A 16263-nucleotide genomic window follows, 5' to 3' on the forward strand; every position below is an offset into this window, starting at 1 on the left:
AGCAATAGAACACGTATGTACAAAAGCATCAAAATAGGAATAGGATTGGTAATATTGATGGTGGCCCCTTGGGCCACTGCACAAGAAGAAACTGAGGATTTAGGTACGGAAACCGTTACGGTGACCAAGGCCTATACCCCTACGGTCTCAGATGCCTTCAAAATAAAGTCCATGCCCAATCTAAACGATTCCATCGTTTTGCAGAAAAAGAAAATCAACTACAGCATTTTTTCCGTTCCGGTGGCCTCCACCTTTACACCATCCAAGGGAACCGCTTCACGGGTTGAAAGAATTCCACCGCCGGAACTTTTCAATACCTATGCTTCGGCGGGGGCGGGCAATTATGGGAATGCAACGGCAGAATTCTATACGACCCGCGAAGTAGATCGGGACGCGACTTTCGACTTGGGTTTTAACCACAATTCTTCCAGGGGTGCCATAGAAGGCGTGCAGCTCGACAATATTTTTGCAGATAGCCGTTTGGACGCATCCTTTAAAAAGCGGGACCGCGATTTTGATTGGGGTGCCAATGTTGCTTTCCAGCACCAATTATACAATTGGTACGGTCTTCCCGATGGTGTGTATGATGAAGCTACCGTTAACGGAATCAACGAACGCCAAAACTATTATATGGGGGAAGTTGGGGGTCACGTCAATGTGGAGGAGTCCTTTTTCAGGCGTTTGGACCTGAAATACAGAAGGTTTTTTGATGCCGTGAAGTCCGGTGAAAATAGGGCCATCTTGAATATGTCCTTTGAGGCCCCGTTAAATGATGAAGTCTTTGCGATAGGTACTAAGGTGGATTATGTAGCGGGAAATTTTGAAAATGCCAGTGTCAATAGTGCCACCAACGATGAGGGGATTTCGTATGGGCATCTACAGGTGGGCGCCAGTCCTGGATTGGTAATGAGAAGGGATGATTTTTCCTTGAATTTAGGCGTAAACTTGGTCTACGGAATGAATCTGGAGGCCAATGAGGGAAATTTTTATATCTATCCTGCAGTAAAAGCCTCATACCGCTTGTTGGATGAGACCGTCATCGCTTATGGTGGGGTTGAAGGTGAATTACGGCAAAACTCCTACTATGATTTTGTAGAAGAGAATACCTTTGTCTCGCCTACGTTGACCATTGCGCCAACAGATAGTCAGTACAATGCGTACATTGGATTGCGGGGACAGTTGTTACCTAATTTAAGCTACAATATCAAAGGTTCGTACACGGCCGAAAATAATACACCCTTATTCAAGCTAAATCCCCAGAACAATTTTAGGGACGATGAAAAGGGATATTACTTTGGTAACTCTTTTGAGGTTTTCTATGATGACATAAAAACTATTGGGCTTTTTGGGGAGTTGAATGTGGACGTAAACCGAAATTTTACCTTGGGTATCAATGCCGAAGTGTATGATTACAATACGGAAACGGACAACCCTGCCTGGAACCTGCCTAATTTAAAGGGCTCCCTGTTTATGGACTATCAGATTGGCGAAAAATGGTTCGCCGGCGCCAATTTGTTCTATGTAGGGGAAAGGGAGGATTTTTCAACGGTAGTGGTGCAAAATGCTCCCGTATCCGATTTTCCTGCAACCTTGATCAATTTGGATAGCTTTTTTGATGCCAATGCTCATTTAGGATATAGGGTAGACAATCAATTATCCATCTTTTTGAAGGCGGCAAACATTGCCAACAACAACTACCAGCGATGGGCAAATTATCCCGTTCAAGGCTTGCAGGTTTTGGCAGGTGCTACCTATAAGTTCGATTTGTAAAGGGAATCCCGTATAAATAACCCCCTTATTTTTTAAATTAGGGGAGTGGTGCGTCCTTTAAATCCATATTGGCGGTGTATAGTTCCAATTTTCGTTCTGATTATCGGGTGGTGCGGGTTGTATGGACAAAATCTGGTAAAAAATCCCAGTTTTGAGGAGTTTGTGAACTGTCCCAAAAAGTTGGGAAATCTTGAGGAGGATTTGGTCCATTGGAACATTCCAACCTTGGGATCCACAGATTATTTTCACGCCTGTAGTCAGGCCATGGGAACCCCTAAAAATTTTAACGGGGAACAACCGGCCGAATTTGGAGATGGTTATGTTGGGCTCTATCTCTATGCCCCGGATGACTATAGGGAATATTTGCAGGCCACCCTCACCAAAACACTCCAAAAGGATGAAATCTACACGCTTTCATTTTATGTAAGTTTGGCGGAACGGTCGGATTTTGCTATTAAGGAATTCGGGATTCTCCTCTCTGAAAACCCGCTACAGGTAGCAACGACCAAAGTACTTTCCAGGATGCAGCTGTCCAAAGTGCGCGGGGATGTTTCAAATACCTTTGAGATCAGGTATTCCGATTTCTATTCCGATGATGCTGCTTGGGTGAAGGTAGAAAAGGAATTTGTGGCAAACGGAACGGAGAATTATCTGATTATAGGGAATTTCAAGGACAATAAAAGGACGCAGACCTTTAAGACCAAGCGCAGGGCAACAGAGGGTTCGTATTATTATTTGGATATGATCTCTTTGGTGGGTTCCGGGAGCGAATCCAAAGGGGGAAACCGTACGGTAGCAGGAAATTCGCGGCACTATAGTACAAACGAGGTACACAGGTTCAACAGTCTCCTTTTTGAATTTGACAGTTTTGATATTTCCGATGATGCCATAGCTGAGTTGATGCAGATCGTATCCTATTTGAATTCAAATCCCACGGTGTCAATTTTTATTATGGGCCATACCGATGCCATTGGGACAGCATCCTATAACAAGTTTCTTTCAAAAAAGAGGGCTTCGGCCGTTGCCCAATTTCTAATGCAACATGGTATAGAAGCCCATAGAATAGATGATGACGGTTTTGGTAGTTCCCGACCGATAGGCACTAACGATACCAGCGGGGGTAGACATGAAAACCGCAGGGTGGAGTTTGTGTTTACGAAAATCGATCAATAATCGGAATAATCGGTAGGATATAAAAGCCAGATATCGGCCTTGTTCACATTGTTTTTGTATTTTTCCTCCCCTATAAGCTCCTGCCACTTATCCGATGCCACAAAAGCTTTCCAAAGGGCGTCCCTTTTTTCCATATTTTCATAGGTGGTCATGTACATGAGGTTGGGCATACGGTCTCCCGAAAGTACTTCGCCATAAAAAACGGCATTGGCATCCAGGCTTTCGAACAATTCAACCTCCTCGCCTTCGTTGAACATGGACACTTTGTTTATGTAAAAGGCCTCGGTAGGGGACTCATAACTTCGAAGTTCATAGACCCTGTCCTTGCGCGGGGACGCTACCGGGCTTGGCTTCATTTTCGGCATTTTTGAGAAGGCCCGCATCAAGGTGGAACTGATACGTTCATAGGGAGGGTTGTCATGTGTTGCCGTGATATAGTCCTCACCGGCGGCTAGATGGGTTTTGTCCACGGCCAGGGAAGCTTCCATTTTCGCAAATTCGTCCATGGAGGAAAATGGGATAAGCACAAAGATTTTATCGGCCTTGACGAATTTTCCAGGTCGGATTTTAAAAACGCCTATATTCCCAAAGCCCATTCTCTTTAAAGCTGGTAGATAGGCCTTTTCGAGATAATCATCCACCCTTTTTTCCTGGGCCTCGTTCTTAATGGTATATGTTTTCAGTTCGTAGTACTCCTGTTTTTGGTCCTGTGCAAAAACATTTGCAATACTTGTAAAAAAAAGAAAAAGGATAATGCCTATCGATGTAATTTTATTGTTCATTCCCATGCTTTGATTTGTTAATTTCAGGGTTTAAGTTACTAATTCTATTTAGTTTCGATGTAGGTTCCGATAAATTTTGGTAGTTTGGAATCTATATATCAAAGATGTCCAAAAGCGCACCCATTCTTTTCATAGTTTTCGTCTTTTGTTGGGGAAGTATTTTTTCCCAACAAGTGAATCTTCATATATCCGATAAAAATGCTGTATTCCTGGAAGGAAAGGACAGTGTACTCGTCTATCAAAAAGAGCCAAAATCCTTGAATGGAAGCTATGAAAGGGCCAATTACATACATCCCTTATTTTCTTTGGACGGTGTTTCTATTACAGAAGATTTCCCGGCCGACCATTTGCACCATAGGGGCATTTTTTGGGCGTGGCATCAGTTGTATATCAACGGGAAAAGAATAGGGGACGGTTGGGAACTAAAGGATTTTGAATGGAATGTTATCAATACATCCAAAACTGCGGGACGCAATGGGGCAATCACACTAAAAAATGAGGTGCTTTGGGAATCGGACGTGTATCTTGATGAAGATGGTGCCAGAATACCGTTTGTATCGGAAACAAATTGGATAACCGTCTATCCCAGAAAAGGCAATTATAGGTTGGTGGATATTAAGATTCAACTGTATCCGTTGTTCGATTCTATTTCTATTGGTGGCTCAGAGGATGAAAAGGGATATGGGGGATTTTCGGCCCGGGTAGAATTATCGGGGGATGTGATGTTTAAGGATTCCGAAGGAAAAATAATCCCGAAAAACACGCCGGTTCCAGGTGTGAACTGGATAAACATCCTTAGCAGGGTAGGTAAAGACAAAACACCGTATGGTTTAACGATCATTCCTTCAAAGGACAATCCCGGTCATCCAAATCCGTGGATTCTACGAACCAAGGAGAGCATGCAGAACGCGGTGTATCCTTTTCCAGGGGCCAACCCCGTACCCTTATCGCGAGAAAGCCCCCTTGTTTTGAAATATAGGTTGGTCGTTCATAATGGTTTTATTCAAACTACAACCTTATTCGATTTACAAAAGGAATATTATAAATTATCGGAATAGCATTACAATTTAATATCCGCCTTATGTTCAAATAGGTAGAAAACCCTGTAACTTTACACAAAACAACACAAATGGACTTAAACTTGGCCGTGCTTATCGATGGTGATAATATACCCGCCGGGTATGTTAAGGAAATGATGGAGGAAATCGCGAAATATGGCAATCCTACCATTAAGCGTATATATGGGGATTGGACCAACCCAAGATTGGGAAAATGGAAAAACCTGCTTTTGGAAAATGCCATTACGCCAGTACAACAGTACGGATATACACAAGGTAAAAATGCTACGGATTCTGCCATGATCATCGATGCCATGGATATTTTGTATTCCGGGAAAGTGAACGGTTTTTGTTTGGTAAGCAGTGACAGCGATTTTACACGATTGGCCACCCGTCTTCGGGAAGCCGGTATGCAGGTTTTTGGTATCGGGGAGCGAAAGACCCCCAATCCATTCATTGTAGCTTGTGACCGCTTTATCTATCTGGAAATACTCAAGAGTCAGTCGGAGGATACGACATCGGCCAAGAACAGTTCAAAAACCGAAAAGAGCAATATTGACAAAATTACACCTAAGGACCTTCGTTTCATAGCGACTACGATCGATGATGTTGCGGACGATGACGGTTGGGCATTCCTGGGAGATGTTGGGAGCTTGTTGCAAAAAAAGCAACCAAATTTTGATTCCAGGAACTATGGCTTTCAAAAGTTGACCCCTTTGATCAACTCCATACCGCATTTTGAAATTGAGCGGCGTGAGGATTCCAAGGGTAGGAACAAGCTGATCTATGTGCGGATAAAGGAAAAGAAACATAAAAAATCGAAATAGAGCTATAGCATCCTAAAAACCACTGACCATGAATTGCAAAGGATTAATTTTAGCAATAATACTATTGCTTGGAGCCTGTACACCAGAGCGTAAAACTACAATAGAGGATACCGGGAACATAGATAGTCTTTTTGTTGCTTTTTACGATTTTCAAAAAGAAATTAATCCCATAGAGGCCACAAAAGCGGGAATTGATATCTATAATGATACTGTTGTCAATTATATTTCGGACGGGCATCAGGAATTTCTTAGGGATTCCTACACCTCGTTTTTATCCGAATTGGAAAAATATCCCGTGTCCGAGCTTTCCACGGAGGATGCCTTGAGTGCCCGGGTCCTGGAATGGGACTGCCGGATGAAATTGGAAGGGCTGAACAACTCCTTGGTAACCATGGCATCTCCCATTTACAACCTCCCCAGTTTTGAACTTATGCCCTTGTTCCAAGTACAGTCGCTCCATCTATATGTGGCCCAATTGGCCGGGGGTACCAGTGTACAGCCCTTCGCCACTAAAGAGGATTATGAAAATTGGTTACACAGATTGGAAGACTACCTTCAGTTTTTGGATACATGTATGGAACATATGCGGGAAGGAATGAAAAAGGAAATCGTTTTACCCAAGGTCCTAACATTAAAAATGCTACCGCAGATTAAGGCATTCATAGATATTCCCCTGGAGGAAAATCTTTTTTATCAGCCAGTGCTCCACTTTCCGGAAGCGATTCAGGAAGATGTTAGGGTAGGCTTGAAAGCCGATTATGAGAGAATAATTACCCAAGAAATCCTTCCCATGTACGAAGAATTGTATCAATTTTTGGAACAGGAATATCTTCCTGTCTGTAGGGAAACGGATGGACTGTCCGCCTTACCAAATGGGCGAGGGACCTATGATTATTTGATCCGTTTGCATACGACCACGAAGATGACTGCAGAAGAAATCCATGCCTTGGGTAAGCAAGAAGTAGAACGCATCACAGGCGAAATGGAAAAAGTTAAGGAAGATTTGGGGTTTGAAGGCGAATTAAATGATTTTTTCAATATGGTTCGAACCAAGAAAGAACTAATGCCATTCGAAAATCCAGAGAAGGTAATAGCGCATTTCAATGGGATACGTGAGCGGTTAAGCCTACGATTGGATAGTGTGTTCAATCTTCGTCCAAAGGCTGATTTTATAGTAAAACGTACTGAAGCCTTCAGGGAGGCATCGGCCAGTGCTGAATACGTTCCGGGTTCTAAGGATGCCAAAAGGCCAGGAACCTTTTATGTTCCAATCCCCGATGTCAAAAGCTACAATGTGGTTCACGATGAGGCCTTGTTCCTGCATGAGGCCATACCAGGTCATCATTATCAATTGAGTTTGCAGCAGGAAAACCAAGGTTTGCCTGAATTTTTGCACCCTGAAAGTATGGGTGTCTTTGTGGAAGGGTGGGCACTTTATGCGGAATCCCTTGGCAAGGAATTGGGGCTTTATGAAGACCCTTACCAATATTTTGGGATGCTCAGTATGGAGATGCACCGCGCAATTCGATTAGTAGTGGACACGGGAATCCATGCAATGGGTTGGACCCGGGAAGACGCCATTGCCTATTCCTTGGCCCATGAGGCGGAGTCCGAGGAAGGTATCATTGCCGAAATTGAAAGATATATGGCCACTCCCGGTCAGGCGCTCTCTTATAAAATTGGTCAATTGAAGATATTGCAATTACGTAATAAAGCCAAAACAGAATTGGGTCCCAAATTTGATTTGAGGGAGTTTCATGACCAAGTGTTGGGTTCGGGTAGTTTGCCTTTAGTGCTTTTGGAGGAGAAAATAAATTCATGGATTGCGAGTTATGAATAAAAATCAGGTGGAATTATTGAGAAGTATTTTATAGTCTTATAACTTTAATTGTTGGGGCTTTCAGTTGGAAATGCACAAAATGGTTTCAGAAACCTTGTAAATGAATAAGCTTTAGATTACACGGAACCTAAGGTTATTTTGTATTACGAAGTGGCGTGTTTGGACCATGGCTATAGTCGAGGTCTTTTGATAATTGACAAAACGGAAGGTAAACATGATTTGCTTGTTAAGTTGCCTAATGGTGAATCGCTGATTGCGCATGACCTTCTGGTAGCAGGTGACAAACTGCAATTTCATGTAAAACCTGATCGTGTGTAGCGTGTTGCCGTTATTCTTACTATGGAGGGAGACGCGCTTGTGGGGGAGGTTTTTGCAAAGGAGGTCAACTACGCGGTGAACGGAATAAGGAAATTACCGGAAAATTAAAAGTTAAGGACTTTATGCCATTGCCTTAAAATTAAAACAAAAAAAACGGACCTAAGTCCGTTTTTTATTTTTGAAAGTATGGTTACCATGTAATAGGAACCGCCACTCTTGTTTTGTCCCATCCCATGACCATATGAGCTCCTTTGTCCACTTCTTTAAAAGCGATGGAAAACTCTTCCAAGCTGGCAGAATCAGAACCGTTTGGTACGGATACTCTAGCAACATCTGCACTGTCTTCATAGAAATAAGAACCCCATTGATTTAAATTTTTGTTCAGGATGACGGTCCATTCTTCTTCACCGGGAATTGTGAACAAAGAATACGTACCTGCGGAAATGTCCCTACCGCCAAAATTAACATCTTGGTAAAAAGTGATTTCCGCGGCTTCATTGGCACCCGTTCTCCAAACTTCCCCGGCAGGGGCCAGTTCCGCCAAGGAACGATTTTTTAGTTGTGGGCGTCCATATATGATGCGCACTACTTTTTCAGATACTTTGTAATCTGTAGGATAAGAAGCCATATCCATGGGGCTTTTGTCCAATCCAGAGAACTTTTGCGCACTCAGGCTGTTTGAAAATCCTAATACGGCAATGAATAGGAATAGGTAAATAACTTTTTTCATGATTGAATTTAATTTTAGTGTTCCAAAGCTAAGCAGTTCACCTAGCTAATACTTTTAAAAAGTCGTTAAATTTTAACATACTTACAAAATAGTCGCGTAATTTTCATTTTGTGGGAATATGGTTTTTTTTTTATATAGAATATCTTTTATAGGTTTAAAAATGTAACCATATTTACACAAAGTGTTTTATATTATAAACATGTAGTTCATTTTTGTAACTAAATTATAATAAACAGTAGAATATGTGCGGAATTGTTTGTGCGTTTGATGTCAAGGAAAGTACGGAAGTACTAAGACCTCAATTGCTGGAAATGTCTAAGAAGGTACGACATAGAGGTCCTGATTGGAGCGGTATTTATGCAGATGACAAGGCCATTTTGGCCCATGAGCGTTTGGCTATTGTAGACCCTGCTTCAGGGAAGCAACCTCTATTAAGTGAAGATGGTAAATTGATTTTGGCCGCAAATGGCGAAATATACAATCACCGGGAGTTGCGTAAGCAATTTGCCGGTAAATATAATTTTAAGACGGAGTCCGATTGTGAAGTGATTTTGGCACTTTATAAGGAAAAAGGAGCAGACTTCATTGATGAAATGAACGGAATTTTTGGCTTTGCTATTTATGATTCCGAAAAGGACGAATATTTTGTGGCACGGGACCATATGGGAATCATTCCTTTGTATATGGGCTGGGACCAAAACGGCACCTTCTATGTGGCATCTGAGCTTAAGGCCTTGGAGGGTACTTGTACAAAGATAGAACTGTTTCCACCGGGGCATTATTTGCATAGTGCGGACGGGGAATTGAAGCGATGGTACAAAAGGGATTGGATGGAATATGATGCCGTGAAGGAAAACGAAACCAGTATCAAAGCTATAAAAGAGGCCTTGGAAGCCGCGGTACACCGTCAGTTAATGTCCGATGTTCCTTATGGGGTATTGCTTTCTGGCGGACTGGATTCCTCCGTTACTTCGGCCATAGCCAAAAAATATGCCCAGAAGCGAATTGAGTCGGGAGACACGGCAGATGCTTGGTGGCCCCAGCTGCATTCCTTTTCGGTGGGTCTGGAAGGTTCCCCAGATTTGGCCGCCGCCCAAAAGGTTGCGGACCATATCGGCACCGTACATCATGAGATCAAGTTTACCATCCAAGAAGGCTTGGATGCCATCAGGGACGTAATCTATAACCTGGAAACCTATGATATAACAACGATACGTGCTTCCACTCCAATGTACTTGATGGCCCGCGTTATCAAATCGATGGGGATAAAAATGGTGTTGTCTGGAGAAGGTGCGGACGAGCTTTTTGGAGGCTATCTGTATTTCCACAAAGCTCCAAGCCCAAAGGATTTCCATGAAGAGACCGTTCGTAAGCTGGACAAGCTGCATATGTACGATTGCTTAAGGGCCAACAAATCCTTGGCTGCATGGGGCATAGAGGGCCGCGTGCCGTTTTTGGACAAGGAATTTATGGATGTGGCGATGCGTATCAACCCTAAGGACAAAATGATTAACGGGGAGCGCATGGAAAAGTGGGTCGTCCGTAAGGCATTTGAGGATATGCTGCCGGAAAGTGTGGCCTGGAGGCAAAAAGAGCAATTTTCAGATGGAGTAGGCTACAGTTGGATCGATACCCTTAAGGAATTGGTGGCGACCGAGGTAACCGATGACCAATTGGCGAATGCCAAATTTAGGTTCCCGCTACAAACGCCAACTACCAAGGAGGAATTTTATTATCGCTCCATATTTGAGGAACATTTTCCTTCAGATGCGGCCGCATTGTGCGTACCCCAGGAACCATCCGTAGCCTGTAGTACCAAAATCGCATTGGAGTGGGACGAGGCATTTAAAAACATGAACGATCCATCGGGTCGTGCGGTGGCCAAAGTTCATGCTGATGCCTACGTAAAGTAGTTGATTTCACGATAATTCTGTTTACCTGTCTCGGAGAAGAGCAGGGCAGTTTTTATTTTTTAATTAGTCCTTGAGAGGTGCCATCCATTGGCACCTCTTTTGTTTTATCAATTTCTTATTTTTCAGCCCTTCCCTTACCACAATACTGAACCGTTTGTGGGGGTGAAAATAGCCGTAATTTTCCACAATTTTTGTTGATAACTTGACGACCCTAAACTCATAGAAAGGTCCTATTTCATAGGGTATTCCGTATATTTGTAAGATTGCAAAATTTGAAGTAAAAACAACTTTTAACTTATGAGCGAAGAAGCAAATAAAAAGCAATATTCTGCGGACAGTATACAGGCGTTGGAAGGAATGGAGCACGTAAGGATGCGTCCTTCCATGTACATTGGCGATGTAGGTGCCCGCGGTTTGCACCACTTGGTTTATGAGGTAGTGGACAACTCCATTGACGAGGCCATGGGTGGGCATTGCGATACCATCAGCGTGACCATAAATGAGGACAACTCCATTACCACAAAAGACAATGGTAGGGGTATACCGGTAGATTTACATAAAAAGGAAGGTGTGTCAGCCTTGGAAGTCGTTATGACCAAGATTGGGGCAGGTGGTAAGTTCGATAAGGATTCCTATAAGGTTTCGGGTGGTTTGCACGGTGTGGGTGTTTCCTGTGTGAACGCGCTCTCAAATCATTTAAAGGCGACCGTACATAGGGACGGAAAAATATGGGAACAGGAATATGAAAGAGGCAAGGCCTTATATCCGGTGAAAAGTGTTGGGGAAACCGATTATAGGGGCACCATTGTAACATTTAAACCGGATGATTCCATTTTCACCCAGACTATTGAATACAGTTATGAAACACTCTCCAACAGAATGCGGGAGCTTTCCTTTTTGAACAAAGGCGTAACCATCACCATAACGGATAGAAGACGAAAGGACGATAAAGGGGAATTTATTTCAGAAACGTTTTTCTCCAATGACGGACTCAAGGAATTCGTCAAGTTTTTGGATGGTAATCGCGAACCTTTGATCCAAAACGTGATTTCCATGGAAGGGGAGAAGAACGATATTCCCGTAGAAGTGGCCATGATCTACAATACGAGTTATACGGAGAACTTGCATTCCTATGTGAATAATATCAATACGCATGAAGGAGGAACACATTTATCCGGATTTAGAAGAGGTTTGACTACCACGTTGAAGAAATATGCCGACTCCTCCGGAATGTTGGACAAACTCAAGTTCGAGATTCAAGGGGATGACTTTAGGGAAGGATTGACGGCTATTGTATCCGTAAAGGTGGCGGAACCCCAGTTTGAAGGTCAGACAAAAACCAAATTAGGAAACCGGGAGGTATCCTCTGCGGTGAGTCAGGCCGTTTCTGAAATGTTGACGGACTATTTGGAAGAACATCCGGATGATGCCAAGGTAATCGTACAAAAAGTGATATTGGCTGCCCAGGCCAGGCATGCGGCCACCAAGGCCAGGGAAATGGTGCAGCGCAAGACGGTAATGAGTGTGGGTGGATTGCCTGGGAAATTATCCGATTGCTCTGAACAGGATCCTGCACAATGTGAAGTGTTCCTTGTGGAGGGGGATTCTGCCGGTGGTACTGCCAAACAAGGTCGGGATAGAAATTTCCAAGCCATCCTGCCATTAAGGGGTAAAATTCTGAATGTAGAAAAGGCCATGCAGCATAAGGTTTTTGAGAACGAGGAAATCAAGAACATTTATACGGCCCTTGGCGTAACTATTGGTACCGAAGAGGATAGTAAAGCCTTGAACCTTGAAAAATTACGATACCATAAAGTGGTCATCATGTGTGATGCCGATGTGGATGGTAGCCACATTGAAACATTAATTTTGACGTTCTTCTTTCGATATATGCGGGAATTGATCGAAGGAGGCCATGTGTATATAGCAACACCTCCGCTATATTTGGTCAAGAAAGGTCAAAAGAAACAATATGCCTGGACCGATAAGGAGCGTGATGAAATTGCGGCCAGCTACAGCGGTGGTGTAAGTATCCAGCGCTACAAAGGTCTTGGGGAAATGAATGCGGAGCAGTTGTGGGACACCACAATGAATCCAGAGTTCAGGACATTGCGTCAAATTACCATTGAAAATGCGACGGAAACGGACCGCATATTCTCCATGCTCATGGGTGACGAGGTTCCTCCCAGACGGGAATTCATTGAGAAAAATGCCGTCTATGCGAACATTGACACATAGAAAAGCCCATTACACAACAAAAACCTGCGCCAAAAACGCAGGTTTTTTAGTTTTAGAAAAAATTAAAAAAATGAAGAATTTACTTACATGTTTTTTGTTGTGCGGTTTTAGTGCCGCTATGGCCCAGGACTTGAACGACCTTTTGGCGGCAGGTGTGGAAGACGCGGAACAATTTACAACGGACTATTTGGAGCCACTTTCAGAAAGTGCCGTATATAATTTTGCAACAGGCTGGTATAATACCGCCGATGCCAAACCACTTGGGGGATTTGAAATTTCAGTGGTTGGTAACCTAACCAATTTTAATAATAAGTCGGACAAAAAAGCATTTGTCCTTGATCCCAATGATTATCAAAACCTGGATTTTGTAAACAATCCGGGGGTAGCAAGGGAGGTTTCCACTGCGCTTGGTGATATAAGCGATGTAGAAGTATTCGTTGAAGGACAGGTTGCAGGAACCACGGTGCGGCAAACTTTTGAATTGCCTTCGGGACTTTCAAGGGAGGGTATTGATTTTGTGCCTTCTGGATACTTACAAGGCAGCGTGGGTCTTATCAAGGGAACCGAGATTAAGGCCCGGTTTTTGCCTAAATTGGAGTATGAAGGTGCGGCCGTAGGCTTAATCGGTTTTGGATTGCAGCACGATTTTACTAAACTTCTGCCCGCGGACAAAATATTGCCTGTAGCCATTTCTGCCGTTATAGGATATACAAAGGTGAACGGGGATTACGACCTAACGGATATTAACTTGGTACAAGGGAATGATCAGCGCATTGAGGCCGCTATCAGCACCTGGGCCTTCAATGCCGTGGTCTCCACCAAGCTTCCCATCATCAATTTTTATGGGGGACTGGGCTATGTAACGGGAAAATCGGTAACGGATGTTCTGGGAACCTATGAGGTCACTGCTGGTCCATTTGCTTCGGAAACGTACGAAGACCCCTTTTCAATTACCAAAAGAGTAAACGGTGTTACGGGCAATGTAGGTGCAAAATTGAAGTTGGGCTTCTTTAGATTGAATGCGGATTATACCCTTGGCGAGTTCAATACTTGGACCTTTGGCGTCAATTTCGGGTTTAGATAATCATCGGAAAAATACAAATAATGGACCCGGCAAATTGCCGGGTTTTTTGTACCTGTCTGGCAAATTTTGGTTTGGTCTTTTTTCATACATGAAGAGCCTGCCCAGATTTCTCCGAACAGGCTCTTTCCCATGGCCCTGTGAAAATTTTTATTCCCTAATGGCTACGTGTTCACCGTCTACCTTTTCTAAAATAGTACCTTGGTCGGTTTCGATAATTTTCAATCGATCAACAGGTACATTTTCAAGTCCCCTATATTCTATGGTATAAATGTCTCCTTCCTTGGACCACTTAAAATCTGTTTGTAGGGTAATGTTATTTCCGTTGATTTCATGATACCTACCAAGGTAGACATCATTGAAAATCCATTCTTTACGGAGGATACTTTTGGAAGAACCGTTACTGATTTCCGTTCCGGTCTGAAACCAAATGCCAATAATGGGGTCGTTGTTCTGTTCTACACGGGAACAGTTGGCAGAAAAGATAATGGCACATATGGCCATTAACGAGAGGAACTTTTTCATTATTAAGTAGGTTTTGTTTGGATTTGGGATCCATAGCTATTAACGGGGCTTCTTTAGGGATATTACTAAAAATCGATGTATGGCAACTTTTTTACGATTTCTTCGTTGAAAGGTATCTTTTTTTAACGCGAGCTGCATTTTATCGATGTTTTTTAATGGTGGAAATCGGCATATATTACACCACTCTCGCCTGCTAAATTGTTAATAATTGAGTATTTTTGGCAAGCTTAAAAGGTGTTTTGAACCTTTTATTTTATCATAATCAATTTAAATCATAAAAATATACTAAAATGAAAGTTACAGTAGTTGGAGCTGGAGCGGTAGGGGCCAGTTGTGCGGAGTACATTGCCATTAAGGATTTTGCTTCGGAAGTAGTAATTCTGGACATAAAGGAAGGTTTTGCAGAAGGTAAGGCCATGGATTTAATGCAGACAGCATCATTGAATGGCTTTGATACCAAAATCACCGGAAGTACCAACGATTATTCAAAAACAGCCAATAGCGATATCGCCGTTATCACATCGGGTATTCCAAGAAAACCGGGCATGACACGGGAAGAGTTGATCGGGATCAATGCGGGTATCGTAAAGACGGTCTCCAGTAATCTCATTGAACATTCCCCAAACGTTATCATCATCGTGGTTAGCAATCCTATGGATACCATGACCTATTTGGTGCATAAAACAACGAATCTGCCCAAGAACAAGATAATAGGGATGGGCGGGGCTTTGGACAGCGCTCGTTTCAAATACCGTTTGGCTGAGGCCTTGGATGCGCCAATTTCAGATGTGGACGGAATGGTGATCGGTGGCCATAGTGATACAGGAATGGTTCCCTTGACTTCACATGCTACAAGAAACAGTATAAAAGTCTCTGAATTTTTATCCGATGAAAGATTGCAACAAGTAGCCGAAGATACCAAGGTTGGTGGTGCAACTTTGACCAAATTGTTGGGTACCAGTGCTTGGTACGCTCCCGGTGCAGCGGTTTCCGCTTTGGTACAGGCCATCGCCTGCGACCAAAAGAAAATGTTCCCTTGTTCCACTATGTTGGAAGGGGAATACGGCCTAAACGATATTTGTATAGGCGTTCCGGTCATCTTAGGTAAAAACGGTATCGAGCAGATTGTGGACATTCCTTTAAGCGATGCGGAAAAGGCCAAAATGAAGGAAAGTGCAGAGGGTGTTTCCAAAACGAATGGCTTATTGGAGCTATAGTTTTTAAGCACCTCATAACTTACTATAAAAACCTTTGGAATTTGATTCCAGAGGTTTTCCTTTTTTTAGGAAGGCCGCTCCGTATCATACGTATTGTCAATTATTTACTTTCAACAATAATCTTTCTTTTTATATTTGCGCCATGAATGCAAAATGGTGCATAAGTAGTTTATTGGTCATCTTTGCCCTATTGGGGCTGAGCCAACCGCATAAAAAGATTTCCAACCAGCAGATTTCCCTGCAGTTTGGCGATGTGGAAGTGGCCTCTGAAAACGCTCGTGAGGAGGTTTTATCGAATATCACGAATAAGCTGTTGTTCTTGGGTGTTGAGGGAATCGAGGTCTACGAGGACGTTACCGGCCATATAAACATTCGTTATTACAGCGATATCGATGCGAACGTTGTAAAGGAATTCCTTTCGGAGGAAGACTCAATGTCATTGGAACATGGGGAAGAACTTCCATCCAAATCACCAAAAGAACCCATACAGGATAATTACAGTCTGGTAGTTTCAGATTTGCACCAACAAGGGCCCCAAGGTTTAAAAATCAGTGGGGATGTGGTTTCCAATCAGCAGGAAATATGCAGCGGATTTTACAATACCCTGGCGATAAATCCTACTAATACGTTCCATTTACGGCCGGTTTTCGACCAAACGGCTTTTAAGACGTACCATACTATTGCCATAGCCATAGACAACACTTCACGGAATATACCAGAGGGTAGGGCAGGACCTTTCCTACATGGCATTGGCTAATATCCAATTAGAATTTCACAAAGGCTTTCAATTA

The 16263-nt window shown here is 43.0% G+C and carries 13 protein-coding genes; 10 read left to right on the forward strand and 3 right to left on the reverse strand.

Features of this window, described 5'->3' with window-relative positions; translation table 11 throughout:
• Positions 1-15 precede the first annotated feature (15 nt).
• Both FEK29_RS05560 and FEK29_RS05565 read left to right on the forward strand, forming a co-directional pair.
• Entirely contained in the window at positions 16-1770 is a 1755-nt protein-coding gene (locus FEK29_RS05560; protein WP_240042673.1) for a TonB-dependent receptor, read from the forward strand.
• Positions 1771-1815: 45 nt separating this feature from the next.
• Positions 1816-2943, forward strand: a complete 1128-nt coding sequence (locus tag FEK29_RS05565; RefSeq protein WP_240042674.1) for an OmpA family protein — start codon at positions 1816-1818, stop codon at positions 2941-2943.
• Here the strand turns inward: FEK29_RS05565 and FEK29_RS05570 are convergent.
• Positions 2937-3725, reverse strand: coding sequence for an NIPSNAP family protein (locus tag FEK29_RS05570; RefSeq protein WP_240042675.1), 789 nt, complete (start codon positions 3723-3725; stop codon positions 2937-2939). The genes FEK29_RS05565 and FEK29_RS05570 overlap by 7 nt on opposite strands.
• A 104-nt stretch (positions 3726-3829) precedes the next feature.
• On the opposite strand from FEK29_RS05570, the gene FEK29_RS05575 reads away from it, so the two are divergent.
• From FEK29_RS05575 to FEK29_RS05585, 3 genes are all read left to right on the forward strand, one after another.
• Positions 3830-4783, forward strand: coding sequence for a DUF6807 family protein (locus tag FEK29_RS05575; protein ID WP_138257438.1), 954 nt, complete (start codon positions 3830-3832; stop codon positions 4781-4783).
• Between the two features lie 71 nt (positions 4784-4854).
• Positions 4855-5610: an NYN domain-containing protein gene (locus FEK29_RS05580; RefSeq protein ID WP_138257439.1), complete on the forward strand. Its 756-nt coding sequence runs from the start codon at positions 4855-4857 to the stop codon at positions 5608-5610.
• A gap of 28 nt (positions 5611-5638) precedes the next feature.
• Positions 5639-7450: a DUF885 domain-containing protein gene (locus FEK29_RS05585; RefSeq protein WP_138257440.1), complete on the forward strand. Its 1812-nt coding sequence runs from the start codon at positions 5639-5641 to the stop codon at positions 7448-7450.
• A gap of 508 nt (positions 7451-7958) precedes the next feature.
• On the opposite strand, the gene FEK29_RS05590 is transcribed toward FEK29_RS05585, so the two are convergent.
• A complete protein-coding gene (locus FEK29_RS05590) occupies positions 7959-8498 on the reverse strand; it encodes a DUF2911 domain-containing protein (protein WP_138257441.1) in 540 nt (179 codons plus the stop codon).
• 242 nt (positions 8499-8740) lie between these two features.
• Between FEK29_RS05590 and asnB the strand changes: the two genes are divergently transcribed.
• From asnB to FEK29_RS05605, 3 genes are all read left to right on the forward strand, one after another.
• Entirely contained in the window at positions 8741-10411 is a 1671-nt protein-coding gene (gene asnB / locus FEK29_RS05595) for an asparagine synthase B (protein WP_138257442.1), read from the forward strand.
• A gap of 297 nt (positions 10412-10708) precedes the next feature.
• Positions 10709-12649: a DNA topoisomerase (ATP-hydrolyzing) subunit B gene (gyrB, locus tag FEK29_RS05600; RefSeq protein ID WP_138257443.1), complete on the forward strand. Its 1941-nt coding sequence runs from the start codon at positions 10709-10711 to the stop codon at positions 12647-12649.
• Positions 12650-12719: 70 nt separating this feature from the next.
• A complete protein-coding gene (locus tag FEK29_RS05605) occupies positions 12720-13733 on the forward strand; it encodes a DUF6588 family protein (protein ID WP_138257444.1) in 1014 nt (337 codons plus the stop codon).
• A 147-nt stretch (positions 13734-13880) separates the two neighbouring features.
• Here the strand turns inward: FEK29_RS05605 and FEK29_RS05610 are convergent, their stop codons facing one another.
• A complete protein-coding gene (locus tag FEK29_RS05610) occupies positions 13881-14255 on the reverse strand; it encodes a hypothetical protein (protein WP_138257445.1) in 375 nt (124 codons plus the stop codon).
• A gap of 290 nt (positions 14256-14545) precedes the next feature.
• Between FEK29_RS05610 and mdh the strand changes: the two genes are divergently transcribed.
• Together mdh and FEK29_RS05620 are read left to right on the forward strand one after the other, a co-directional pair.
• A complete protein-coding gene (gene mdh, locus FEK29_RS05615) occupies positions 14546-15472 on the forward strand; it encodes a malate dehydrogenase (RefSeq protein WP_138257446.1) in 927 nt (308 codons plus the stop codon).
• A 142-nt stretch (positions 15473-15614) separates the two neighbouring features.
• Complete coding sequence (locus FEK29_RS05620; protein WP_138257447.1) at positions 15615-16229, forward strand: hypothetical protein; 615 nt, start codon at positions 15615-15617, stop codon at positions 16227-16229.
• Positions 16230-16263: the final 34 nt, after the last annotated feature.

The organism is Maribacter aurantiacus (genome assembly GCF_005780245.1).
GTDB classification, from domain to species: domain Bacteria; phylum Bacteroidota; class Bacteroidia; order Flavobacteriales; family Flavobacteriaceae; genus Maribacter; species Maribacter flavus.

Excerpts from the sequence above, each read along its gene's own strand:
- FEK29_RS05560 (WP_240042673.1), top strand. The coding sequence starts at position 16 with ATGTACAAAAGCATCAAAATAGGAATAGGATTGGTAATATTGATGGTG.
- FEK29_RS05570 (WP_240042675.1), bottom strand. The coding sequence starts at position 3,725 with ATGAACAATAAAATTACATCGATAGGCATTATCCTTTTTCTTTTTTTT.
- FEK29_RS05575 (WP_138257438.1), top strand. The coding sequence starts at position 3,830 with ATGTCCAAAAGCGCACCCATTCTTTTCATAGTTTTCGTCTTTTGTTGG.
- FEK29_RS05580 (WP_138257439.1), top strand. The coding sequence starts at position 4,855 with ATGGACTTAAACTTGGCCGTGCTTATCGATGGTGATAATATACCCGCC.
- FEK29_RS05585 (WP_138257440.1), top strand. The coding sequence starts at position 5,639 with ATGAATTGCAAAGGATTAATTTTAGCAATAATACTATTGCTTGGAGCC.
- FEK29_RS05590 (WP_138257441.1), bottom strand. The coding sequence starts at position 8,498 with ATGAAAAAAGTTATTTACCTATTCCTATTCATTGCCGTATTAGGATTT.
- asnB (WP_138257442.1), top strand. The coding sequence starts at position 8,741 with ATGTGCGGAATTGTTTGTGCGTTTGATGTCAAGGAAAGTACGGAAGTA.
- gyrB (WP_138257443.1), top strand. The coding sequence starts at position 10,709 with ATGAGCGAAGAAGCAAATAAAAAGCAATATTCTGCGGACAGTATACAG.
- FEK29_RS05605 (WP_138257444.1), top strand. The coding sequence starts at position 12,720 with ATGAAGAATTTACTTACATGTTTTTTGTTGTGCGGTTTTAGTGCCGCT.
- FEK29_RS05610 (WP_138257445.1), bottom strand. The coding sequence starts at position 14,255 with ATGAAAAAGTTCCTCTCGTTAATGGCCATATGTGCCATTATCTTTTCT.
- mdh (WP_138257446.1), top strand. The coding sequence starts at position 14,546 with ATGAAAGTTACAGTAGTTGGAGCTGGAGCGGTAGGGGCCAGTTGTGCG.
- FEK29_RS05620 (WP_138257447.1), top strand. The coding sequence starts at position 15,615 with ATGAATGCAAAATGGTGCATAAGTAGTTTATTGGTCATCTTTGCCCTA.